This is a genomic window from Pseudomonas sp. MWU12-3088 (assembly GCF_023242405.1).
Classification (GTDB): domain Bacteria; phylum Pseudomonadota; class Gammaproteobacteria; order Pseudomonadales; family Pseudomonadaceae; genus Aquipseudomonas; species Aquipseudomonas kribbensis.
The window spans coordinates 250,683-276,191 of sequence record NZ_JALJEA010000007.1 but is presented as its reverse complement, the minus strand read 5'-3'; the positions used below and the strand labels follow the sequence as shown (position 1 = coordinate 276,191).

Below are 25,509 nucleotides of genomic sequence, written 5' to 3'. Positions count from 1 at the left end.
TTCATATCGACGGTCCCTCCGTGCCAATGACCTCGGCCAGCATCCGCGCCCAACGGCCCGCCACGATGCCGTAGTGGTCGGTCTCCAGTCGCTGCCAGCTCTGCAACTGAGGGAGCAAGGCCTGCCAGTTGCGTTGCAGGTCATTCATGTTCCAGGCGTTGCCCAGCCCATAAGGGTTGGCGTGCCCGGCGATGAACATCTGCACCCGTGTGTTGCACAGCGCTGGAGGCCGGAAGTCGACCATGCTGGCCATGTTATTGCGGCAGCACACCGTCAGCCGTTGCAGATAAGCCTGACGTTCCTCGGACAGCGCCTGCCCTTCGACGTCGGGCCAACGCTGGGCGAACTCACGCTGGAACACCTGTTCGATGGTCCGCTCGTCGATGCCGGCCAGTTCCGCACCGGCATCCGGTGCGGGTGGGTCGATCAGGTACAGCAGCGGTTGCCTGAACCCGTCAGCCTGGGCCTGCTGACACAGCGCCTGCGCCACCCAGGCCCCGAACGACCACCCCGCCAGACGCCAGGCGCAACCGACCGGGAGGTGGGCCTTGATCGCCTGCAGATACCACCGGGCCCGCTCGACAATGCTGATGTTCGGCAGCGCCGGCACACGCAACGCAGGATCTGCGATCACGCAGACACCCAGATCCGCCGGCAGCGTTGAAACCAGTTCCCGGTAGGCCTGAACATCGCCGCCCACCGGATGGATCAGATACAACCATTCGCGACCGGCGCCGGAATGCCATTGATCGATCCGCACCGCGTCGTTCCAGCTGTTCGGCGCGTCATCTGAAGCCTCTGCCGTGGAATCTGCCACCAGCCCCAACACCTCGCTCAGGCTGACCTTGTGGCTGAACTGCGACAGCTGGAACACCTCGCCGGTGGCCGCTTGCAGTTCATCGATCAGGTCCAGCAAGGTCAGCGAATCCGCGCCCAGGTCGTACAGCGAATCGTCGTCCTCCAGCTCAGCCACGCCGAGCCATTTGCACAGGCATTCACGCAGGCGCACGGAAAGATCCACGCCCTTCGGCACTTCGACCTGCGCGACAACAGCGCCGTGACGAACCGGATAAAAGCGCCGCGCCGTGTCGATGCCAGTGGTGGAAACCAGCAATTGCGGCAGCTGGACCGCCATCGTCAGATCGAACACCCGACACCCTTCTTCGGTCGACAAGCCGACCGTCAGATGCTCCTGATGCGCAGCGTCCCCGCCATTACTGGTCGTGGCCATGCCGATGTCGCGCCAGATATCCCAGTTGATCCCCAGGCGCAGGCAAGCATTGGTCGTGTCCGGACGGTAATGCGCGAAACCGTCGAGCACACCGCTGGCTGCCGAATAATCCAGATGCCCCGCGCCGCCGAACAGTGCCGACATCGACGAGCAGTACAGGACGAAACCCGGCGAAAGTTGATCGATCAGGCTTTCGACCGCGAGCATGCCGCGAGTCTTGGCGGCCATCGTCTCGGCCATCTGCCGGGCATCGCGATGGCGAATCAGGCTGCCCGCGCCGACACCCGCCGCATGAATCACCCCGGTCAGTTGACCGTAGCGCCGGGCCAGTTGCTCGAGTACCTGCGGCCAGCGTGATAGATCGGCGATGTCCGCCTGAAGGCAGTCGATTCGCGGCGAATAAGCCGCGAGATTTGCAGGCAACTGCCCCTGACGCGAGAGCAACACCACACGCCGCCCGGACGCTTGCAGCAGATGTTCGCAAAGGGTTCGACCGATCCCGCCAGTGCCGCCCAGCACCAGAAACGTGCCGTCCCCCGGCAGCAGACTGGAAGTTGTAGTCGAACCCGGCAATGGCTGAGCGATCAACCGTGGCTGCCACAGGTAACCGTCGCGCACCGCCATCCGCCGAGGCAACGCGGCCGGATCGCCGAGCAGCGCCGCCAGCTCTGCGGCCTGCGCATCAAGGTGCGACGACGGCCAGTCCAGCCAGTGGCAACGCACCGGGTATTCCTGGGGCACCACTTCGCTGATCCCGGCCAGTGCCGCCAACTCGGGACGCCGAACCTCGCCGTCCACCGGGCACGCCTGCCACGACATCAGCCACAGGCGCAGACGCGTCGTGCGTGCGGCTTGCCCCCAGGCCTGCATCAGCGCGCTGACCGTGTCCAGACAGGCCCACTGCGCCAAATCCAGCGATTGCTCGTTGACCGCCCCTGACACCGCCAGCGGCAAGGTGTGCAGCCAGTCGAGTTCGCCGGTGTCAGGTTCTGTGACCTCGGTGAGCAGACGATTCAGGGCTTCGGTGTCCAGCGGATCCAGTTCGAAACGATCGGCGCCGAGATGCTTGAAACCATTGCCGGTGCGGACTTGAACCACGCGTCGATAAACCGCTCTCAGGTGCTCAAGCAACGTCGCGCCGGGTGCTTCATGACTGCAAAGGATCAGCGTTTCTCGTACGGCCTCCGGTGCCTTCAAGCCCAGGCGTTGGACACGCATCCACTGCCGCTGATGAAACCACTGCGCCAGAGGTTGCCGCTCGATGCCTGCGGAAACGGGGGCAACGATTTCGCCAGCGGGTTGAAACCGATAGGTCTGGAGATCAAAAGACGACGGCTGCAAATCCCATGGTGGCGGTGCCGAGCGCTGCGGCCACTGGATATGGGCGCCTTCGTACCAAGCCTCAAGCAATACCTGCGCTGAATGATCACGGGCGATCAGTTGTGCACACGACGCGGTGATTTCCTTGATCGTTGCCGGCTGCAAAGGAATTTCATCACCCGGTTGGCAGACCATCCCGAAGCGCCAGCGCAGTTGCCGGCGACCTGACTGCAAATGCCTCAGCAACTCAGTCTGCTGTTCCGGATGCGTTTGCATGTGTTCGCGGATCACCGCGATATCGTGCAGTAATTCGGAGCGACTGTGGGCCGAGAGCATCAGCAGTGGCAGCGTTTCCTCGACCACTTCCTGCGCCTTGGGTGCGGCGCCGACAATCACATGAGCGTTGGTCCCACCAATCCCGAAACTGCTGACACCCGCCAGACGCCGCCGCCCTTCCGGCCATGGTCGCGATGTGGTCGGCACGTAGAACGGCGAATGCTCCAGATCAATCTGCGGATTGATCCGGCCAAACCCGAGGTTCGGCGGCAGCACGCCATGGAACACCGCGAGACTGGCGCGAATCAGCCCCACCACCCCCGCTGCCGCCCCCAGATGACCGATCTGGCTCTTCACCGAAGCCAGCGCGCAACTGCCGGCCGGCGCCTCGCCGAAGGCCTTGGTCAATGCCGCAACCTCGATCGGATCCCCCAGCAAAGTGCCGGTGCCATGGGCTTCGATGTAGCCGATGTCAGCGCCCGTCAGTCCGGCGCGATTCAAGGCGTCGCTGATGACCGCGCTCTGCCCGGCCACCGACGGCGCGGTGTAGCTCATCTTGGCTCGGCCATCGTTGTTCAGTGCGGAGCCTTCGAGCAACGCGTAGATCCGGTCACCATCCGCCCGCGCCCTGGCCAATGGCTTGAGCACCACCACGCCATAACCGCTGGCGCCGATGGTGCCGCTGGCGTTGTCGCTGAACGGGCGGCACAGGCCATCGGCGGAAAAGATGTGTTGCGAGCGATGACGATAGCCATCGGTCAGGGTCGGGTCGATCAGCACACCAGCAGCGAGCATCACGTCACTGTCGCCCTGACGCAGCATCGAGCTGGCCAGGTGCACGGCGATCAGCGAGCTGCCGCACGCCGCCTGCACGCTCAGGGCCGGGCCGTTGAGGTCCAGGTGATACGCGGTTTTGGTCGCCAGAAAGTCCTTGTCGTGATGCAGCGCCATCTGGAAGCCGTCCGGCAGGTCACCTTCAGCGGTCTCGCGCAGCATCTGCTGGAAGTACGTGGTTTCGCCGCAACTGGCGATCAGGCCGATGCGCGGACCGTCCGCCGATGGAACGATGGCCGCGTGTTGCAGGGCCTGCACACAGCCCATCAGCAGATGCCGCTGTTGCGGGTCCATCAGGCGCGCTTCCTGGCGGCTGATGCCGAAGTACTCGGGATCGAAGTCGAGCATGCCGGCCAGTTGGCTGCGGGCCCCGACCAGACCTTCGCTCGCCTCAAAGCGTTCGATGCCCAGCTCGTTACCCTGCACCATCGCCCAGAACTCGCCCAGGTTCCGCGCTCCGGCCACATTGACCGACATGCCGATGATCGCCATCGGCTGGTGACCTGCATCGGTTTGCCGGACACGCTCCACTGCTGCCACCGAAGCCGTCGACAGATGCGCCGCCAGACGCCGTATCGTGACATGTTCGAACAGGTCGGCCATCGTCACTTTGTGCGGCAGCTTTTCTGCGTAACGGCCATGCAAACGCATCAGCCCGAGACTGGTGGCGCCGGCCTCGAAGAAGGTCTGTTCCGGTTCGATTTCGCGGCCGATCACATCCCGGAACAGCTCGCTCAACTGCCGCTCCAGTGCGGTCAATTGCACAACGGGTTGTGGCGTACTGCGACGCTCCAGCGCCTCGCCCACATTTGGCAAGGCCTTGCGGTCGATCTTGCCGCTGGGGGTGCGTGGCCAGACGTCGATCCGGCGATATTCATCGATCCGCACATGGGCCGGCAGGCGTTGCGCGACCTGACGATCCAGTTGTTGCGACGTCGCAGGCTCGCCGTCGAGTTGCAGCCAGGCGATCAGGCGCGGCGGATCAGCCTGAACCGCCACCACCGCGTTGACCACTTCCGGCACCCGCATCAACGCCGCTTCGATCTGCCCCAGCTCCAGACGATGGCCACTGAGTTTGATCTGCTGGTCGTCACGTCCCAGATAATGCAGGCAGCCCTGGGCATCGGCCCACGCCAGATCGCCGGTGCGGTAGAACAAGCGGCCCTCTGGCAGCTCTACAAACCGCGCGGCATTCAGATCAGCATCAGCCAGATAACAACGGGCAACCATCGGCCCCGCCACCAACAGGTAGCCACGACAACCGTTCGGAACCGGGCGGTCGTGTTCATCCACCAGCAGCAACCGGGCATTGCCGACGGCGTGACCGATCGGCGCACGCAACGGCCAGTCACGGGGCACCGCAGGCAATCGCAAGGCACTGACCACATGGGTTTCGGTCGGGCCGTAGTGATTGAACAACGAAGCCTGCGGCATGCCGCCGAACCAGTTGCGCAGCGCGTCCGTGCAGAGCAATTGCTCCCCGGCGGTGATCACTTCGCGCAAGGCCGACGGGTAGATTCCGCGAGCCACAGCGGTTTGCGCCAGATGCTGCAACGCCACGTACGGCAGGAACAGCCGTTCGATCCGCGCCTCGACCATGTAACCCAGCAATGCCTCGGCATCCTGCCGCCAGCGCGGCGTGATCAGGTGATAGCAGCCGCCCCCGCACAGGGTGCTGAAAATCTCCTGAAACGACACGTCGAACGACAGCATCGAGAACTGCAAGGTCACCGCTTTCGCCGGCAACAGCCCCTGAGTGCGTTGCCATTGCAGCAGGTTGCACAGGGTGCGTTCCGACACTTGCACACCTTTGGGCGTGCCGGTCGAGCCGGAGGTGAACAGCGTGTACAGCGGTCGCTCGCCGGCGTGGCGTGGGCGCTCGAACGCTTCGGCATCGACGTGCAGATCGACCCGATGCGTGGCGAATCGTCCGGAATTGAGATCATCGAGCGCGGCCGCCGTCGTGCCGCTGAACAGCACACAATGAGGTTGCGCCTGATCCAGCACCTGACGCTGGATCGCCACCGGATAAGCAGGATCCAGCGGCACGGCGGTCAGGTTGAGTTTGGCCAGGGCCAGTAGCGCGACGATGTGCTCGACCGACGCGTCGAGGAACAGCACGACATGCAGCGGCGCGCTACCGAGAGGCAATGGATGATGCTCGATCAAGTCAGCGGCCAGAGCGTCGGCCAATCCATTCAGCTCGCTATAAATGAGTTGGCGCTGACCTTGAACCAACGCAACCGCATCCGGCGTGCAATGCACCTGATGCTCGAACCAGTCCGCTAGGGTCTTGAACGGCGGTTCACCCTTCGGCCCTTCACTGGCCGGGGCCAGACCGTGTCGATAAGGGCCCAGCAAACTCTCGAGCGTTGCCGCCGGGCTTTCCAGCAACAGGTCCAGACCACGGCGGAACAACGCATTCACCGTGCTCATCTGTCCGGCATCGAAATAGCTGCACTGATATTCCCACCAGCACTCCAGCTGCGAGCCGCTGCCCACCATCAACAGGGTCAGCGGACACTTGGCGTGCAGGTGTTCGTTGAACTCAAGGGTCGCGCGCAGGCTGGAGTCAGCCAGTGCCGTGTAATCAGTGTTTTCCAGCACGAACATGAAGTCGAACAGCGCAGTATTCGACGACAGCCGCAGGTCTTCGACCAGATCCGCCAAGGCCACATCTTGCAGCGCCAGCACCTCGCGCACGGTGGCGCTCTGTTGATGCAGCTGTTCGCTCAGGGGCAATGTGTGGTTTACGGCGGTGGGAATCAGCACGGTGTTGGCGAACATGCCGACGCTGTCCTCGAACTCAGCCAGGGGCCGGTTGGCCACTGGACTGGCGATCCGGGGCCGCTCGCATCCGGTCAGGGCGTAGAGACTCCAGGCGAAGACACTGAACAGCACTTCGAAACGGGTCAACCGCTGCTGCGTGCAGAACCGTTCAAGGGCTGCACTGCGCACCGCGCCCAGGGGTTCGCGGTGCAACCTCGCGTCCGGGCTGACCGGGCGCATCGGCATCAACGCGGGCGACGGTTCTTCCTGCCGACGATGCAGCTCGGCCAGGGCTCGCCGCTGGTTGCGGTAATGCGGATCGACGCCCCACTGCCGCTGCCACTGGCCAAACTCCAGCGTCGTCAGACGGGCTGCCGATTCCGGGATTTCGCGCCCTTGCACAGCGTCGGTGTAGAGCTGCTTCAGGTCGTCGAACAGCAGGTTCACCGACCAGCCGTCGACGATGATGTGATGCAGGTTCAGCAGCAGCCGGCAGCTGCCATCGGCGAACGGCAACAGCCACGCCTGAAACAGGTTCGGCGTGCTCAGGTCGAACGGCGTGCCGAACACCAGCTCCGCAAAGGCCTGCCAGTTGCCTTCGGTGAAATGCCCGACGGCAAAGGCGCGGCAGGCCGAACCTTGCTCGGCAATCACCTGATCAAGACCCTCGGCACCCGATGCGAATGCCGTGCGCAAACCGGGATGGCGCTTCACCAGACGGTTCACGGCCTCGCCCAATGCTGCGACCTCGACACCGGCCGCCAGATGCAGAATCAGCGGCACGCTGTAAGCGGTCGAGGTCGGCGTGCGCTGCTGCAATAGCCACAAACGGCGCTGTTCGGCAGTGGCCGGCAAGCGTGCAGCGCGAGTGATCCCGGGCGCAGGGGGATAGATTGAATCGCCGCGCTCACTAATCAGTTGTCCGGCCAATGATGAGAAAGACTCGTTGAGCAGAGTGTCGAGGGGGATCTCGCACTGCCAACGGTTACGAATCGCCGAACGCAGACGCATGGCCTTGAGCGAATCGCCGCCACTGCCCAGCCAGTCGTCTTGCGCGCTCAGGTCCCGTTGGCCGAGCAGCGAACGGGCCTGACTCAGCAACCAGTCCAGCGTCGGCGAAGCATTGTCGTTTTCCATGGCCACGGAAGCTGGATGCCATGGACTCAGCGGCTGCCCCAGCAAGCTGTCGCGATCGATCTTGCCATTGGCCGTCAGCGGCAGGCGCTCCAGCAGGAACAACTGATGCGGTCGCATGTATGGCGCCAGTTGCGCCCGCAAATGGGCTTCGAAGGCGTGATAGTCCAGCTCCCCGCGCGGCACGATGAACGCCAGCAGTTGATGATCTTCCGCCGCCTGACGCCGGGTGCAGACGTACACCTGCGCCACGCCCGGATGCTCCAGGATCCGTTGCTCCACCTCCCCCGGCTCGATGCGAAAACCACGAACCTTCACCTGGCGGTCGACCCGTCCCAGACACTCGATCAAACCTTCGGCATTGCAGCGCACCAGATCGCCGGTGCGGTAATGAACGCGCGCGCCACCGTCGAGGTCGGGCAAACGGACGAACTGGCGTGCCGTTTCTTCGGGCCGGTTGCGGTAGCCACGGGCGACGCCGCTGCCACTCAGATACAGCTCGCCCACCTCTCCCACGGGCACCGGCCGTTGCTGCTCGTCCAGCACCTGCACGCTGGTATCCGGCAGCGCTCGGCCAATGGGCGCCAGGTCACCGGTAAAGTCGCGGTTGATCGGCCAGCACAGGGCAAACGTGGTGCATTCGGTGGGGCCATAGACGTTATGAATCCGGCACTGGCTTTCAGGATTGGCCCGATACCAGCCACGGACGGCGGCAGCGCTGATCTGCTCACCGCCAATCAGCACCTGCCGCACGCTGGAAAAGCACGACGGCCACTCGGCAATCAAGGTGTTGAACAGCGACACCGTCATGAACAGGTTGTCGACCTGCGTCCGCTCCAGCACCTCGGCCAGCCGCCGGGCATCCAGCACATCCTCGTCGGCGATCATCACGCAGCAACCACCGTTGAGCAACGGCGCCCACAGTTCAAAACTGCAGGCGTCGAACGCAGGGTTGGACAGGCAGGCGAAGCGGTCCGCCGGACGAATCTCGATATAGCCGTCGGTGTGCGCCAGTCGCAACAGACCACGCTCGCCGACTTCCACGGCTTTCGGAATGCCGGTGGTGCCCGAGGTGTAAAACAGGAACATCACTTCGGCGAACTCTGCGGTCAGCGCTTGCGGCGAAGTGTCCGGCTGGTCGAGCAAGGCCTCGACGCTGGACTGCCACAATGAAGGCGACCACTGAGGTTCTTCGTTCAGGGTAATCAGCCCCACGCACGCCGCGTCCGCCAGCATCAACTCCCGACGCTTGAGCGGACTGGCACGGTCCAGCGGCACGACCACGGCGCCAACTTTCAACGCGCCGAGAATCGCCGCCAGCCACTGCCAGCTACGTGGCATGCACAACGCCAGCGACTGGCCGGGCTCGACTCCGCGTGCCAACAGCCCTCGGGCGATACGCTCGCTGGCGCTGGCCAGTTCGGCGTAAGTCAGGGTTACCGGGCCGTCGATGACGGCCGGAGCTTGTGGATTGCGCTGCACTTGCCCGGCAAAACGCGCGAGCAATGTCAGGTCATTGGACGCACTCATCATTTCGCCTCCTGCGCGGCGAAGCGTTGCAGCTCCTGCCGGATGACCTGCGAGACCCGATGGATTTCCGCACTTTCGAGCATGTCCCAGTGCCCGCCGCTGACCAGTTTCGACAGATAGCCGCTTCCCGCGCGGCGACGCCAGAAGCCGCGCAGTTCATGCAACTGATGGCGGCTGAAATCTTCCCTTGCCTGAATCAACACCACGCGACCCGCCCGCGGCGCACATTCATAGGCGGCCATGGCCAGTCGGTTGTGGTTGTAAATGTGGAAATAGCGCTCAACCTGGGCATCTTCGATGCCGGGGTACATGCCGTTGAAGCGCACCAGTTTGTCGCGGAACTCGGCCATGTCCACGGTGCTGATCTGCTCGCGGAAACCCGGATCATCGCTGCCTTGGGTATCGAGCAGCACCACCGTCACCTGACGATGCCCGGCCGCCGTCAGCAACCGAGCCATTTCATAAGCCACCAGGCCACCGAACGACAGCCCGGTGAGAATCAGCGGTTGCGTCGTCAGTGGTTCGATCAGGCGCAAGTAAGCTTCGGCCATCGCTTCAACCGTCGGCTCGGTGCTCTCGCCCGGATTCAGGCCCGGCGATTGCACCCCGTAAACACCGGCCTCATCCGGCAACACCTTGGCCAGCGACAGGTAACAGAACGCCGTTCCCCCGGCCGGATGAATGCACACCACATTGCTCTGCCCCGCGCCACGGCGGAATTCGATCAGATTGCCCTGCGCCACTGCCGGGTTCGCCCCGACCCGCAGCCAGCCGCCAAGGGCTTCGATGGTCGGATAACTGAGTACCACGCGCACCGGCATCTCAACCGCGAACACCTGGCTGATTTCATGGGCCATCTTGATTGCGGCGATGGAAGTGCCGCCGACGTTGAAGAAGTTGTCGCGGATACCGATCTGCGGCACCAGCAGCAGGCGTTTCCAGATCTGGTACAGCGTCAGTTCAATGTGGTCGCGGGGGCTGCTCAGGTTGACCTGACGATTGACCATTTCCTCGTCCGCCAAAGCCGTCAACGCAGCGCGATCGACCTTGCCATTGGCGGTCAGCGGCAAGGCGTCGAGCCACAGATAACTGCCGGGGACGACCGCTCGGGGCAGTGTCGTCGCCAGATGGGCTTGCACCGCCGCTTCATCCATCGACTCGACGACCACACAACAGGCCACCAGTCGCTGGTCCTGTGCCGCCTCGCCGACCATCAGCACCACGGCGCTGCGAATGCCGGGAAACGCTTCGAGCCGGACTTCGATCTCGCCCAGTTCCAGACGCACGCCGCGCAACTTGACCTGAAAATCGTTGCGCCCGAGAAACTCCAGTTGGCCGTCCGGGCGATAGCGCGCCAGATCGCCGCTGCGATAGAGGCGATCGCCTGCCACGAACGGATTGTCGATAAAGCGCTCGGCACTGAGCTGCGCCAGCCCCAGATACCCCCGGGCAACCCCGACGCCACCAATGTGCAGTTGCCCGGTGACACCCACCGGTACCGGCTCGTCGCGGTCATCGAGTACGTAAAAACGGTTGTTGGAAATCGGCCGGCCGATCGGCAGTTGCCGGGCCGGTACGTCGGCACCGGGCTCAAGGGTCCAGATGCTGTTGATCACCGTGGTTTCGGTCGGGCCGTAGACGTTGTGCAGCCGCGCATGGGGCAGGCGCTCCTGAAAACGCCGGGCCAGGGCTGGCGGCAATTCACCGCCGCCGCTGAACACATCAGTCAGCGACGTACACAGGCTGACTTCTTCGACTTCCAGAAACAGCTGCAACATCGCTGGCACGAACACCAGCGCCGTGACCTGCTGTTCCCGCACCTCACGCGCCAGATACGCCGGTTCGTAATGCCCGCCGGGCTTTGCAATGATCAGACGTCCGCCGGTTGCCAGCGGCCAGAATGTCTCCCACGCCGAGGCATCGAAACCGAACGGGATCTTGTGCAGCATCGCTCCCGCTTCGCCACAGACCTGCAAACACCACAGCAACAGATTGCTCAGGCCACGGTGCGCGACCATCGCGCCCTTGGGCAATCCGGTGGTGCCCGAGGTGTAGATCACGTAGGCGAGATGGTCAGGGGTGACGCCGACACTGCGTGGGTCGAGGTTGTCCGCTGGCAGCGACGCCCAGCTCGCGGCATCTTTTTCGAGATCGAGAATCGGCGCTTCCCAGGTCGAACCTTGTACAGCCTGGCGCAAAATCCCGTGTGCCGAGCCGAGGGTCAGCAGCACCGCCGGCGTGCTGTCGCCGAGCATATGGCTCAGGCGCCCCAGCGGATAATCCGGATCCAGCGGCACATAGGCGCCACCAGCCTTGAGCACTGCCAGCAACGCCACCGGCAGTTCCAGCGAACGCTCGATGCACACCGCCACGCGCACATCCGGGCCGACGCCCAACGTGCGCAAGTGCCGCGCCAGTCGGTTGGCCTGCGCATTAAGTTCGACGTAACTCAGTGACTCGCCTTCAAACACCACCGCGCAGGCCTGAGGGTTGCTCGCGGCCTGCGCTTCGACCAACTGATGTACGCATTGCGCGGGTTGCGTCAGCGGCATTGTGCGGTTGAAGTCGATCAGTACCCGCTGACGTTCAGCCTCGTTCATCAACGGCAACGCATTGATCGGTTGCTTGGCGTCAGCGGCGATCTGTTCGAGCAGGTGACGGTAATGCCCGCTCAGGCGCTCGATGGTCGCGACGTTGTAGAGGTCGGTGTTGTATTCGACCAACAGGTCCAGCCGCCCTTCCCGCTCGACCCATTCAAACGCCAGGTCAAACTTGGCCGTGGCGCTGCTGGTGCCGTACGGCGTCAGTTCCAGTTCGGGCATCTGCACGCCGCTGCCGGGGGTGTTCTGCAACACCAGCATCACCTGGAACAGCGGCGAATGCCCGGGATCGCGCTGCGGGTTGACGGTCTCGACCACGCGGTCGAACGGCACGTCTTGGTGGGCGTGGACGTCGAGCATCTGGCCACGCACGTCGCGCAGCAGTTCGGCGAAGGTCTGCTGCGGACTCAGACGCTGACGCAACACCAGCGTGTTGACGAAATGGCCGATCAGCGGCTCGACTTCCGGGCGATTGCGGTTGGCGAACGGTGTGCCGATACACAGATCCTGCTGACCACTGTGGCGCCACAAGAGCACTGCCAGCGCCCCCAGCAATACGTTGAACAGCGTGCCCTGGGTCTGCCGGGCCAGCGCCGTGAGCTCGCGCAAGGTGCCGCCATCGACGGAGGAACTGAACGTGGCACCGACATAACGCTGCACCAACGGTCGCGGCCGGTCGGCGGGCAAGGTCGACAACAGTGGCGCGTCGTCCAGAGTGCGGCGCCAGTAATCGAGCTGAGCATCCAGCGCCGCGCCGCCGACACGCTGTTGCTGCCAGCAGGCGTAGTCGGCGTATTGCACCGGCAGCGGCGCCAGGCTTGAGGTCTCACCACGCAGATAATCGCCGTACAGCGTGGCGACTTCCTGCAGGATCACGCCCATCGACCAGCCGTCGGCGATGATGTGATGCACGCTGTACAGCCAGAGGTATTCGTCTTCAGCCACGCGCAGTAACGACGCCCGCAGCAATGGGCCGGTGGCCAGATCGAACGGTGCCCGGGCGTCCTGCTCGACGGCAAATCGCACTTGCTGCTCGCGCTCTGCGGCCGGCAACTGGCGCAAATCCGTCACCGACAACGACAGTGGCATCGACGGATGCACCACCTGACGCGGCTCGCCATCCACACTGCAAAACGTCGTGCGCAGGGCTTCGTGGCGGGCAACTAGCTCGTTCAGTGCCCGCTCCAGCAGCGCCACGTCCAGCCGCCCCTTCAGCGTAACCGCCGTGGGCACGTTGTAGAACGGGTTGCCGGGTTCCAGTTGATCGAGAAACCACAGCTGCCGCTGCGAGAACGACAACGGCCAGGACGTGTGCCCGCCGGCACGGCGGGGAATCACTGCGTCATCACCGCCACCGAGCAAGGCAATCAACTCCTGCTTGTGGAGCTTGAGCGCCGCGGTCAGTTCTTCAGTGAGAAACCCGCGCGGCGCCTTGCAGCGCAGCCTGTCACCGTCCACCTCGAGCCCCACGCCATGGCGAGCGAACAACGCCAGCAATTGATCGGCATTCATACTTCGAACTCCTCCATGTCTTCGTCGTCCAGGCTTGCGGTCACAGGCTCGATGGCAAACGCCTCGACCGGCGCGCGGTGTTGTTCATCGGCCGTGCGCAGGCCGCCGATCATCGAGTAGATCAATTCATGACTCGGCCCGAGGTCGAACAGCGCCGTCAGTTGCTGCTCCTCGACCGAGCCGATGCCGCAGAGGCCCAGGCCGTGTTCGACGGCGGTCATGCTCAGCAACTGGGCCATGGCGCCGCTTTCGATATGGCAGAAGTCACGGCTGCGCTCGCCATACAGCGGGCGAATCGCGGCCATGTCGGCGATGAAGAACAGCGAGAACGCGGCGTTTTCGTACACCGGGCGATTGACGAAATAGTCGTAGGTGTCCGGGTCGAGCAGTCCGCTCTGGAGCGCCAGCAAGCGATGCTGGCGAGGATCGTAGTAATACGCGCCACCGGGTACGCCGAGCACGCGATCCGGCTTGACGTAGAGGTAGGCCTGAATCGGGTACAGCCCGCCCGCCGACGGGAACTGGTATTTCACCTCGCCGTCGAGTTGCCCCTGGGCCAGTGCCGCCAAAACATGCGCGAAGGCATGAGTCGCAATCGGCTGCGCGCCGAACTGGCGCACCGAGCGGTAATCACTCAAACGCCTTGCGAAGGCCGGGTCTTGCGGCAAGTCCAGTGCCACCTCCGGCAAGGTTTGAGCGAAGGCTCGGCGACCGCGTTGCTCAGCCTTGAACTGTGCCCGTTGCTGCGGATCTTCGATGATGTCCTGCGGGGTCTCCGGTGTCGGCTGGACGTTGCCGAGCAATTCCTGACGGGCCCGGTTCTGGCGGTACATGCCGAGCAGATGCAGCAACGTCGGCTGGGCCAGCAATTGCGCCACATGCGGGCGGAACTGCAAGGCGCCGGACAAGGCGTTGCTGATCCTGACGATATCGATTGACGTTGCGCCGAGGTTCAGCAGGTTGGCATTGGCAGCTATGGATTCACGCTTGAGCACGCCCTGTACGATTTCCACCAGCCGCTGTTCCTGCGGGCCATCGACTTCCAGCGCCGGGCCTTGTTCCTCGATTTGCTCTGGTTCCGGCAGGCGCTTCTTGTCGACCTTGCCGTTGGACGACAACGGCCACGCCTCGACGAAGGTGAACGACGTCGGAATCATGTACGCCGGCAGCTTGTCCGTCAGGTAGTCGGTGAAGTCGCTGGCCTGCAACGCCGGATCGGCCTTGAGCACATAACCCGCCAAGCGTTTCTCGCCCAGCGTGCTGCCGAGAATCCGCACCACCGCGCTCTGCACGCCGGGGTGGCGATTGAGCGCGGCTTCGATCTCGCCCAGCTCGATGCGATAGCCCTGGACCTTGACCTGATTGTCTTCCCGACCGAGGAATTCGATGTTGCCGTCCGGCAGCAAGCGCCCCAGGTCGCCGGTGCGATACAGCCGTTCGCCAGTCAGTGGATGGTCGAAAAAACTGCCCGCGCTGAGTTTTTCATCGCGCCAGTAACCCTTGGCCAGACCTATGCCGCCGATGTACAGCTGACCCGCAACCCAGGTCGGACGGACCTGCAGCGCTTCGTCCAGCACATAGAAGCGCTGATGGTCGAGAGCCTTGCCGTAGGGAATGCTGCGCCAGTCCGGATCGACGTGCTTCACCGGATAATAGATCGACCAGATCGACGCTTCGGTGGCGCCGCCCAGGCTGATCAATTGCAAATCCGGCTGCAACGCCCAGGCCCGCTCGGGCAGGGTCAACGGAATCCAGTCGCCGGACAACATCGCCATCCGCAGGCTCGCGGGCAACGCGCCGCCCTCGCCCTCCACGTACTCGACCAGCATGCCAAGCAGCGCCGGCACCGAGTTCCACAGGCTGACCTGATGACGCTTGATCAATGCAAGCCAGTGCGCCGGATCGAGGGTCAGTTGCGGGTCGAGGATGACCACCGCCGCGCCCACGGCCAGGGTGCCGAAGAAGTCATAGACCGACAGGTCGAAACTCAGCGAGGAGATGGCCAATACGCGGTCGTTCGGGCCGACGGCAAAACGGCGGTTGATGTCGAGCAAGGTGTTGACCGCACCGCGATGGTCGATCACTACGCCTTTCGGCTGGCCGGTGGAGCCGGAGGTGTAGATCACGTAAGCGAGGTCGCTTTCGTTCACCTGCACCGGTTGCAATGGCAATGCGTCTATTGAGACTGCATCGGTCACGGCAATGGTCGTGACCTGCGCCGGCCATTCGACTTTGTCGAGCAACGCCGGTTGGGTCAGCGCCAGACTCGCCTCGGCCCGTTCCAGAATATGCCGCAGCCGTTCCGCTGGCTGGGTTGGCTCGATGGGCAGATAAGCGCCGCCGGCATACAGAATCGCCAACGTTGCCACCACTTGTTCCCAGCCGCGCTCCATCACCACCGCGACCAATCGGTTCGGCAGCACACCCTGCGTTTGCAGGCGGGCGCCGAGTTGCCGGGCCTCAAAGCGCAACTGAGCGTAAGTCAGCTGCCGCGCGCCGATCACCGCCAGTGCATCCGGCGTGACGAGGGCCTGACGCTCGAACAGTTCGTGCATCAATGGCAGCGTTTGCTGAATGTCGACCGGTGCCGGCAACCGCGCCTGCGGCAGCAGTTGTGGCGTGTTGGCGCCCCAGGCCGCCGGCTCGCAGAGGCTGTCGAGCAACGTGTTATAGGCGACGAACATCTGCTCGATCATGCCTTGCGGGAACAGTTCGTCGATGCTGTCCCAGTTGAACAACAGGCGTCCTTCCAGCTCCAGCAAGGTGTGGTCGAGCCACACCTGCGGGGTCTGGGTGATGCTGTGCATGTGTTTGGCGTTCAATGCGTCCGCGAGGTTGAACTCGGCCAGTTCCGGCGCCGCTTCCGACAGCGTGCTGTTGAACACGATCGGCATCGCCGTCTGCTGCACGCCCCGGGCCTGGGACAACTCGCGCAGCACCCGCACACCGCTGACCACCGAATGGTCGATATCACGCCAAAGCTGCGCCTGCACGGCGCGGGCCTTGTCGGTGAAGCTCAGCGCCCCGTCGATGCCGACTTCCAGCAGCACCAGCGAGGTGAAGTCGCCGATGATTTCATCGACATCCGGGTGCAGCGGCATGCGGTTGAACAGCGGCAGGCTCAGGGTGAAACGCGGGGTGCGGCTCCACAGCGCCAGCACTTCGCTGAACGCGGTCAGTAGCATCACCGATGGCGTCACCGCAAACTGCTTGGCCACGGCTTTGAGTTGCGTCCACTGCGCCGCCGACATGTCGCGATCACGGCGGGTGAAGTGCGGGTTGGCAATGCTTTCGGGTTGGCGCACCAGCGGCAGGTCCGGCGCCGGGGCCAGAGTGGTCACCCGCTCGCGCCAGTAGCCCAGCGCCTGCTCGTAGCGACGGCCGTTGCGCAGTTGCTGTTCGGCCAGCACGTAGTCGCGGAAGGTCAGGCCCGGTTCGGCCAGTTCCAGCACCGGATCGACGTAGAACGCCATCAATTCGCGCGCGAGAATCTGCGTACTCGCCGCGTCGACGATCAGCGCGTCGAGGCTGATGTGCAAATGAGTGATGCCGTCATCGAGCAACGACAGGCTGAACTCGAACAGCGGCCAGCGACTGGCGTCCAGCACCTGATGGGACTGGCGTTCGCGGGTCGCTTCCAGCGTGCGCTGCGCCACTTCTGCGGGCAAACCGCGCAGGTCGCTGCGAGGCATGCGGTAGGTCGGCACCTGCGCCAGCACCTGTTGTGTACCGTCGCTGAGGAAGATCACGCGCAGCATGTCGTGGCGCAGGATCATGCGGTTAAGTGCTTGCTCGAAACGCTCCGCGTCGAATTCAGGAATGCGCAGTTCTTCGTAACCATGGGCGCTGACACCGCCGAGGCTGACCGTGGCCTCGCGACCGAACCAGTAGGCCTGCTGGATATCGGTCAGCGGGAAAGGCTCATGTCGATTGCCGCGATCCGGCTCGATCTGGATGAACGCCGGTTCAACGCTCTGCTCTTCACGCGAAACCTGCGCCGCCAGATCCATCAACACCGGGGTCTGGAACAGGCTGCTCAGGGACAGTTGCGCGCCCATGCGCTGGTTGATCGCGTAGATCATCCGCGTCGCCAGCAGCGAGTGGCCGCCGAGGTCGAAGAAGTTGTCGTGGATGCCGACCCGCTCGCACTTGAGCACTTCGGCCCAGATTTCGGCCATCTGCCGTTCGATGTCGTTGCGCGGCGCCTCGTAGGTCGCCCCGGCGCTGCGTTCCGGTGCCGGCAACGCCTGTCGGTCGAGCTTGCCGTTGCGGGTCAGCGGCAGTTGCGAAAACCGGACCCAGGCACTCGGGATCATGTGTTCGGGCAACTGGCGTTGCAGTTCGGCACGCAGGAATTCACTGGTCGCGGAGCCGACCACATAGGCCACCAGACGCTTGTCCCCGGCCACGTCTTCACGCAGCAACACGGCGGCTTCCTGCACACCGGGTTGCTGCTGCAACAGGCTGTCGATCTCGCCGAGCTCGATGCGGAAGCCGCGCAGTTTCACCTGTTGGTCGATGCGTCCCAGGTACTGCACGTTGCCGTCGGCCTGGAATTTCGCGAGGTCGCCGCTGCGGTACATCCGCGCGCCCGGCTCGTCGCTGAACGGGTCCGGCAGGAAGCGTTCAGCGGTCAGGTCCGGACGGTTCAGGTAACCCCGGGCCAGGCACGCGCCGGCGATGTACAACTCGCCCGCCACGCCGACCGGCACCGGATTCAGATGTTCGTCCAGCACGTACAACCGCGCGTTGGCGATGGGACGGCCAATGGGTGGCGTGTCCGGCCAGGAATCGGTCTCGTTGCAGTCAAGGCTGAACTGGCTGACCACATGGGTTTCCGTCGGCCCGTACTGGTTGTGCAACTGCGCGCCGCCGAGCCCACGGACAAAACCGCGCAGCTCGTCATTGATCTGCAGGGCCTCACCGGCGGTGATGATTTCGCAACCGCCGGCCGGCATCGGTGCATCGGCCTCGGTCAGGCCGGCAAGTTGCTGCAACACGGCGAATGGCAGGAACGCCCGTTGCACACCTTCGGCCACCAGGGTCGGGCGCAGCGCGGCGAGGTCCTTGCGACTGTCCTCGGTCATCAGCAGCAGGCTGCCGCCCTGGCAGAGCGTGCTGCAGATTTCCTGGAACGAAACGTCGAAGTTCAGCGAGGCGAATTGCAGCACGCGCTGCGGTGCTGTGGCTTGATCGAGTTGCCAGTTAATCAGGTTGTCCAGCGCACGACGGTTGTGGGCCACGCCTTTCGGGCGGCCGGTGGAGCCAGAGGTGTAGAGCACGTAACCGAGGTGTTCCGGGGTCACCGTGACTTGCGGATCATCCGTTCGGTGTTGCGCCCATTGCGATGCGTCAGTGTCCAGGCAGCAGATCTGCGCCTCGTTCGCCGGCAGCCCGGCCATCAGGCTCGATTGCGTCAGCAGCATGGTCGGCGCGGCATCGCTGAACATGAACGCCAGACGTTCGCTAGGGTAAGCCGGGTCGAACGGCACGTACGCCGCACCGGCCTTGAGGATTGCCAGCAGGCCAGTGACCATTTGCGGCGAGCGTTCCAGGCACAGGCCGACGCGATGTTCGGGGCCGACGCCCTGCTCGATCAGGTAATGCGCGAGTCGGTTGGCCGCGCGATTCAGTTCGCCGTAGCCCAGTTGCTCACGGTCGGCGAGCAGTGCCACGGCTTCGGGTGTTTGCCGGGCCAGGGTTTCGAAACGCACCACGCAACCGGGCAGCGACGCGGTGTCCCGCGCAGTGCGGTTCCAGTCGTGAACGATCTGCTGGTGTTGTTCGGCGCTCAGCAGCTTGATCCCCGCCAGCGACTGCTCGCTGTCCTCGACCATCTGCGTCAGCACCCGGCGCAGGTACTCACCAAACTGCTCGACGGTGCCGCGTTCGAACAGGCCCGAGGCGTATTCCAGACCACCGACAACCTGCCCGTCGCGCTCATGGAGTGCCAGTTGCAGATCGAACTTGGCCACGTGATGACTGCTCTCGACCGGGGTGACGTCGAGCCCGGTCAGCAGCAGATCGGAATCCTGATCCTGCTCCCAGGCAAACAGCACCTGGAACAGCGGGCTGTGGGCCAGACTGCGCGGCGGGTTGAGCAACTCCACCACTTGCTCGAACGGCAGGTCCTGATGCTCCTGAGCCCCCAGCGCGACCCGTCGCGCCTGTTGCAGCCATTGCGCTACTGACGGCGAGCCCGATCGGGTCATGCGCAGGGCCAGGGTGTTGACGAAGAAGCCAATCAGACCTTCCAGTTCCTGTTGCGGACGGTTGGCCGATGGCACGCCGATCACCACATCGTCCTGCCCCGACAGGCGCGACAACAGCAGCGAAAAGCCGGCCAGCAAATTCATGAACAGCGTGGTGCCTTGTTGCATGCCCAGGGCTTTCAGGCGCGTGGTCAAAGCCTCGTCGAAGACCAACGGGACAAAACCGCCGAGGTAGTCCTGCACGGGCGGCCGCTTGTGATCCGTCGGCAATTCCAGCAGCACCGGCGCGCCGTTGAGGGTCTCGCGCCAATAGCGGTTTTGCTGTTCCAGCACGTCGCCGGTCAGCCATTGCTTCTGCCACACGGCGTAGTCCACGTACTGCACGGGCAATGGCGGCAGCGGATCGTCGCGATCCTGCAACGCCGCTTCGTAGAGTTGCCCCAGCTCACGAGTAAGCACGCCCATCGACCAGCCATCGGAGATGATGTGGTGCTGGGTCAGCAGCAACACATGGTCATCCGCCGCCAGTCGCACCAGACTTACGCGCATCAGCGGGCCACGGCTCAGGTCGAACGGCCGGGCGACCTCTTCGTCGATCAACCGGGTGAGACGCTCTTGAGCATCGGGCCCTTGCAGATCGGTGACGGTCAGTCGAAGGCTGTGCGCAGGCGGTGAAACTTGCTGCCGCCCTTCCCCTTCAACCGCGATGAAAGTTGTACGCAGTGCCTCATGCCGCGCCACCAGTTGATTGAAGCTGCGTTCGAGCGCCGGAACGTCCAGCAAACCACGCAAACGCAGGTTCAGCGGCATGTGATACGCCGCGTTGCCGCCCTCCATTTGCGCCAGAAACCACAGGCGCTGCTGGGCAGACGACAACGTTTGCGCGCCCGGGCGTTCAAGGGCCGTGATGGCTGGACGAGCCGCCGCCTGACTGGCTTGCAGCCGTTCGGCGAACTGTTTCAGAACGGGTGCGGCAAACAGCGTCGAAGGCGCGACTTCCAGACCCAGCGTATGGCGAACCTGCGCCAGCACACGCATCACCAGCAGCGAGTGACCGCCGAGGGCGAAGAACTGATCTTCACGCCCCACTCGCTCGACGCCGAGCACTTCGGCCCAGATTGCGGCGAGCGCAGTTTCCAGCGTTCCCTGCGGCGCCTGGTATTCCTGCTGATCAAATGCCTCGACGTCCGGCGCCGGCAAACCGGGCCGATCGACCTTGCCGTTGGCGGTCAACGGCAGCGCATCGAGACGCACAAATGCCGTCGGCACCATGTAGTCCGGCAGGCTGATTTTCAGCTGTTCACGCAGGGAGCGCGGACTCAGTGTTGTACCCGGTTTCTCGCAGTAATAAGCGACCAGTCGAGGTTCACCGAGGCCGTCCTGACGCAGCAACACCACGCATTCACGCACGCCTGCAATGTCAGTCAGGCGGGTTTCGATTTCCCCCAGTTCCAGGCGCAGGCCGCGCAACTTGGCCTGGGAGTCGTTGCGGCCGAGGAACTCCAGTTGGCCTTCGGCCCGATAACGGGCCAGATCTCCGGTTCGGTACAAGCGTTCGCCCGCCACGAACGGGTTGTCGATGAAACGCTCGGCAGTCAATTGCGGCAGGTTCAGATACCCCCGCGCCACGCCGACGCCACCGATGTACAACTCGCCCGCGACACCCTCGGCAACGGGCAAGCCTTGTTCGTCGAGCAGGTAAATCCGGGTATTGGGCAGTGCCCGGCCAATAGGCAACACCGCGTCGGTCTGGCTGCCTTCGGTGAATTCGAAACAGGTGCTGTCGATGCTCGCTTCGGTCACGCCATAGGCCTGGACGATCTGCACCCGCTCACCGCACAGCCTGCGCAATTGCCGTGCGCTGTGGGCGGTCCAGATGTCCGAGCCGCAGACCACGGTGCGCAGGAATGACAAGTCCTGGCCGGTCTCTTCGACCCAGGCCAGCAAGGGATTGAGCAGCGCCGGGACGAAGTCGGCAAAACCGATCTGCGCATCACGCATCAAGCGATACAGGGCCGGCGGATCCATCAAGGTGTTCCGAGGGCACAGCACCAGCGTGCCGCCGAACCCCAGCGCACGAATCAGATCGGCGCTGAACACGTCGAAGGAAAAACCGGCCATTTGCAGGTGATTGCCCGGCTCGCCCAAGGCATAGAGTTGCGCCCAGGCAGCGCTCACGGCGACCAGCCCGCGATGCTCGACCATCACGCCTTTCGGGGTGCCGGTCGAGCCGGAGGTGTAGATCACGTAGGCGAGGTGTCGGGGTGTCAGGCCTGTCGCGGAAGGATCGGGGTTCTCCGGAGATTGCGAAGCCCAATGTGTTGAATCGCTCAGATCGAGCACCGTGGTCGATTGTTCGAGCGCAGTCATCAGGACATGCCGCGCCTGACCGTGGGTCAGCACCACCGGCGGCGCGCTGTCGGCCAGCATGTGCGCCAGCCGCGCCTGCGGATACGCCGGGTCCAGCGGCACGTAGGCGCCTCCGGCCTTGAGCACCGCGAGCACACCCACCAGCATCTCCAGCGAACGCTCAAGACAGATCCCCACCCGCACGTCCGGCCCGACGCCAAGGCTGCGCAGATGATGGGCCAGGCGATTGGCGCGAATATTGAGTTCGCGGTAGCTGAGCGCCTCTGCTTGCCAACGGACGGCAATGGCCTCGGGGTTGCGCAGCACCTGCGCTTCGAATAGACCGTGCACGCACAGATCGGTGTCGAACGGAATCGAGGATGAAACGTCGGGCTGCGCGGGATTCGTCCCACGCAAGGAAGTGTTGTCGAGCATCGGAGGCTACCGTCCATGACTGCATTATTTTTGTGATCAGGCAGAGACAGCACGCGCCTCGCCAGTCAGGCCCCGGTATCAGGTACCGGTTCGGTCATTCGAATTCAGGAAGATGGCGCGGCACGCGCATGCAGACTCGCGTCGCACGCAGGCACACACAGGAAACCGGGGGGAGAAAGGCTGGCGAAGAACACCGCGGCGCGGTCCGCGCAGGCAGCTGGGGAGATGACAGAATCGTTGACGACATCCGTCGCCCTGCTCATTGCATCGTCGATTGCAAACCGCGTGATCAATTGAAACCTCGACTTCCATTTGAGGGTCAACGACGAGGAACAACCTGCGCGGTGGGTGACAGCGCCAGGGTGGTCCCGATCGGCTGCGACTGCCGGGTCTGTAGACACACGGCAATCTTCTGGCGCCGGGTTTGTGACCCGTAGCGCCGCCGGATAATAACCACGTTTTTTGCTGGAGAGGCAAACAAAATGTAGGAAAAGTGCGAAATAAATATCGGGTGTTTCCTACGCCATTGGAATGATGGCCAAGCGATCGGGTTGTCATAAATGCGCCCGCGCAAACCTGTCCGTCCTTCAGGCATCCGCCGCCTGAAAACCACGCCAAGACCCCGGCCTGACAGCCAGGCAGTCATCACTTCAAACACAGCCTTCAGGCATCGCTAACAAGCGCTAACAACGCATAACTGGCAGTCGCTCAGGTCCCGGGGGCAGGATTGAGGCTCACCGCTGAACGTCAGGCAACCTGCAGACATCATGGGTTGTCGCGGTCGGTCGAACGATGGTTTTGCGAGGGATCCGATCATGGCTGAAGGTTATCGCCAACATTGCCTGTGCGAGGCTGACCGACTCGGCAACGACGAACTGTATGCCTTGGTCACGGGCGCCGTCAGGCATGACAGGGCTGAATCCCAGCAACTGTTCGCGACGGTGACACCGTTGCTCATCGCCTATTTCGAAGGCCAGGTTCAGGCCGGAAGGATCAATCGCGAGGACACCGGCAGCCTCGTTCAGCAAGCCTTCAAGATGCTTTATCTGGAACAGGCCCGGCACGACCCCGATTTTCCGTTTCGGGCCTGGCTGATCGAGATTGCACGATCCACGTTGCTCATCAACCTGGGCAAACGGGACATGGCCACGACAGCCGCTCCCCCACCGCTGCAGTGCGTGTCGCCAACAGAACGCATCGACACCCCGCGCTCAGCCTGCATCGATCTTTCGACGCAGTGAAAATCTTCACCAGGGAATACCCATGATCAACATCGAAAAAACGCTCTACACCGCACAGACCTGCACCACAGGAGGCCGTGAGGGGACCGCACGCAGTCACGATGGTCGACTTGATCTCAGGCTCTCTCCACCGGGCGCACCGGGGACTGGAACCAATCCCGAGCAGTTGTTCGCGGTGTGCTGGTCGGCTTGTTTTCTCGGTTCTCTGCGCCACGCCTGCAACGCTCGCAGGATCGGTTTCCCGGCAAACGCCGGGGTGGAAGCTCAAGTCGACCTCGTACACGCAGAGCACGGGTTCTTCCTGCAGGCCCGCCTGGCCGTGTCATTGCCGGAGATCGAACCGGAAGTGGCGCTCCAGCTGATCGACGCCGCGCACCAGAATTGCCCCTACTCCAAAGCCACGCGCAGCAACATCAACGTCAGCATCACCCTCGCTTGATCCCCCATCTGCCGCTCCCGAGCGGTCAAACGCCGACACGCCAGACACGCCTGCCCTGCCCGGTGGCCATGCAGCGACACCATGGTGCAATAGAGGGCTCCCAGGGCTTTTGATGTGATGGCGGCAAACCGACAAAAGCCAGGAGTAGCGCATGAAAAAGCTGACGACCGCCGCCGGCGCACCAGTGGTGGACAACAACAACTCGCAGACCGCCGGCCCGCGAGGCCCGGTGCTGCTGCAAGACGTATGGCTGCTGGAAAAGCTGGCGCATTTCGATCGTGAGGTCATTCCCGAACGGCGCATGCACGCCAAGGGTTCGGGGGCATTCGGTACCTTCACCGTCACCCGTGACATAAGCCGTTATACCAAGGCCAGACTGTTTTCGAGCGTGGGCAAAACCACCGATATCTTCGTCCGGTTTTCCACCGTGGCCGGCGAGCGTGGTGCCGCCGATGCCGAACGTGACATTCGCGGGTTTGCGATCAAGTTCTATACCGAGCAAGGCAACTGGGATCTGGTGGGCAACAATACGCCAGTGTTCTTTCTGCGCGATCCGCTGAAATTCCCCGACCTCAACCATGCGGTCAAACGCGACCCGCGCACCAACCTGCGCAGCGCCCGCAACAACTGGGATTTCTGGACGCTGCTGCCCGAGGCGCTGCATCAGGTGACGATTGTCATGAGTGATCGCGGGTTGCCGCGCACCTACCGCCACATGCATGGTTTCGGCAGCCATACGTTCAGTTTCATCAGCCCGGCGAACGAGCGATTCTGGGTGAAATTTACCTGGAAGACCCAGCAAGGCATCGAGAACCTGACTGATCAGCAAGCCGCGACACTGATCGGCGATGATCGCGAAAGTGCCCAGCGCGACCTGTACACCAGCATCGAGGAAGGCCGCTTCCCGCAATGGAATCTCTACGTGCAAGTGATGCCGGAGCTGGACGCCGAGACGTACCCGATCAATCCCTTCGACCTGACCAAGGTCTGGCCCCACAAGGATTACCCGTTGATCGAAGTCGGTGTACTCGAACTCAACCGCAACCCCGACAACTATTTCGCCGACGTCGAGCAGGCAGCCTTCAACCCGGCCAACGTCGTGCCCGGCATCAGTTTCTCACCGGACAAGATGCTCCAGGCCCGCCTGTTCTCCTACGGCGATGCACAGCGTTATCGCGTGGGCGTCAATCATCATCAGATCCCGGTGAACGCCCCACGCTGCCCGCTCAACAGCTATCACCGGGACGGCCAGATGCGCACCGATTCCAACGCAGGCAGCACCCCCGGCTACGAACCCAACAGCCATGGCCAATGGGCCGAACAACCGGATTTCAGCGAGCCACCGCTGGCCCTCAAAGGCAGCGCGGGGCACTGGGATCACCGGGAGGACGGCGACTGTTTTTCGCAACCCGGCGCGCTGTTCCGGGCCATGACCATGGCCCAGAAACAGGCCCTGTTCGATAACACCGCGCGCTCGATTCATGGCGCCAGCGCTGAGTCGAAACAACGACACATCGACCATTGCACCCGGGCAGATCCGGCGTATGGCGCAGGGGTTGCGCACGCCATTGAGGCACTGGGCTGATCTGCAAAGACGCTGGCAGGGAGCCGAAACAACAACGCCCGG

Annotated in this window: 6 protein-coding genes; 3 read left to right on the top strand and 3 right to left on the bottom strand. The window is 63.5% G+C overall.

Going from position 1 to position 25,509, the window contains the following annotated elements:
* Position 1 precedes the first annotated feature (1 nt).
* From M5B98_RS18320 to M5B98_RS18310, 3 genes are read right to left on the bottom strand one after another with little or no spacing between them, the layout of a single operon-like run.
* The gene (locus tag M5B98_RS18320; RefSeq protein ID WP_248743542.1) at positions 2–9,097 is read right to left on the bottom strand and encodes a non-ribosomal peptide synthetase; all 9,096 of its coding nucleotides are present in this window, start codon (positions 9,095–9,097) and stop codon (positions 2–4) included.
* On the bottom strand, positions 9,094–13,206 hold the full coding sequence (locus M5B98_RS18315; protein WP_248743541.1) for an amino acid adenylation domain-containing protein: 4,113 nt from the start codon (positions 13,204–13,206) through the stop codon (positions 9,094–9,096). Before M5B98_RS18315 ends, M5B98_RS18320 begins: the two co-directional genes overlap by 4 nt.
* Positions 13,203–22,202 (bottom strand): non-ribosomal peptide synthetase, encoded by a 9,000-nt coding sequence (locus M5B98_RS18310; RefSeq protein WP_248743540.1) that lies wholly within the window; start codon positions 22,200–22,202, stop codon positions 13,203–13,205. The genes M5B98_RS18315 and M5B98_RS18310 overlap by 4 nt, the downstream gene beginning before the upstream one ends.
* 815 nt (positions 22,203–23,017) lie before the next feature.
* On the opposite strand from M5B98_RS18310, the gene M5B98_RS18305 reads away from it, so the two are divergent.
* The 3 genes from M5B98_RS18305 to M5B98_RS18295 all read left to right on the top strand — a co-directional run bounded on the left by M5B98_RS18305 (position 23,018) and on the right by M5B98_RS18295 (position 25,467).
* Complete coding sequence (locus M5B98_RS18305; RefSeq protein ID WP_248743539.1) at positions 23,018–23,443, top strand: hypothetical protein; 426 nt, start codon at positions 23,018–23,020, stop codon at positions 23,441–23,443.
* Between the two features lie 22 nt (positions 23,444–23,465).
* The gene (locus M5B98_RS18300) at positions 23,466–23,882 is read left to right on the top strand and encodes an organic hydroperoxide resistance protein (protein ID WP_248743538.1); all 417 of its coding nucleotides are present in this window, start codon (positions 23,466–23,468) and stop codon (positions 23,880–23,882) included.
* A 151-nt stretch (positions 23,883–24,033) separates the two neighbouring features.
* Positions 24,034–25,467: a catalase gene (locus tag M5B98_RS18295; RefSeq protein WP_248743537.1), complete on the top strand. Its 1,434-nt coding sequence runs from the start codon at positions 24,034–24,036 to the stop codon at positions 25,465–25,467.
* Positions 25,468–25,509 lie beyond the last annotated feature (42 nt).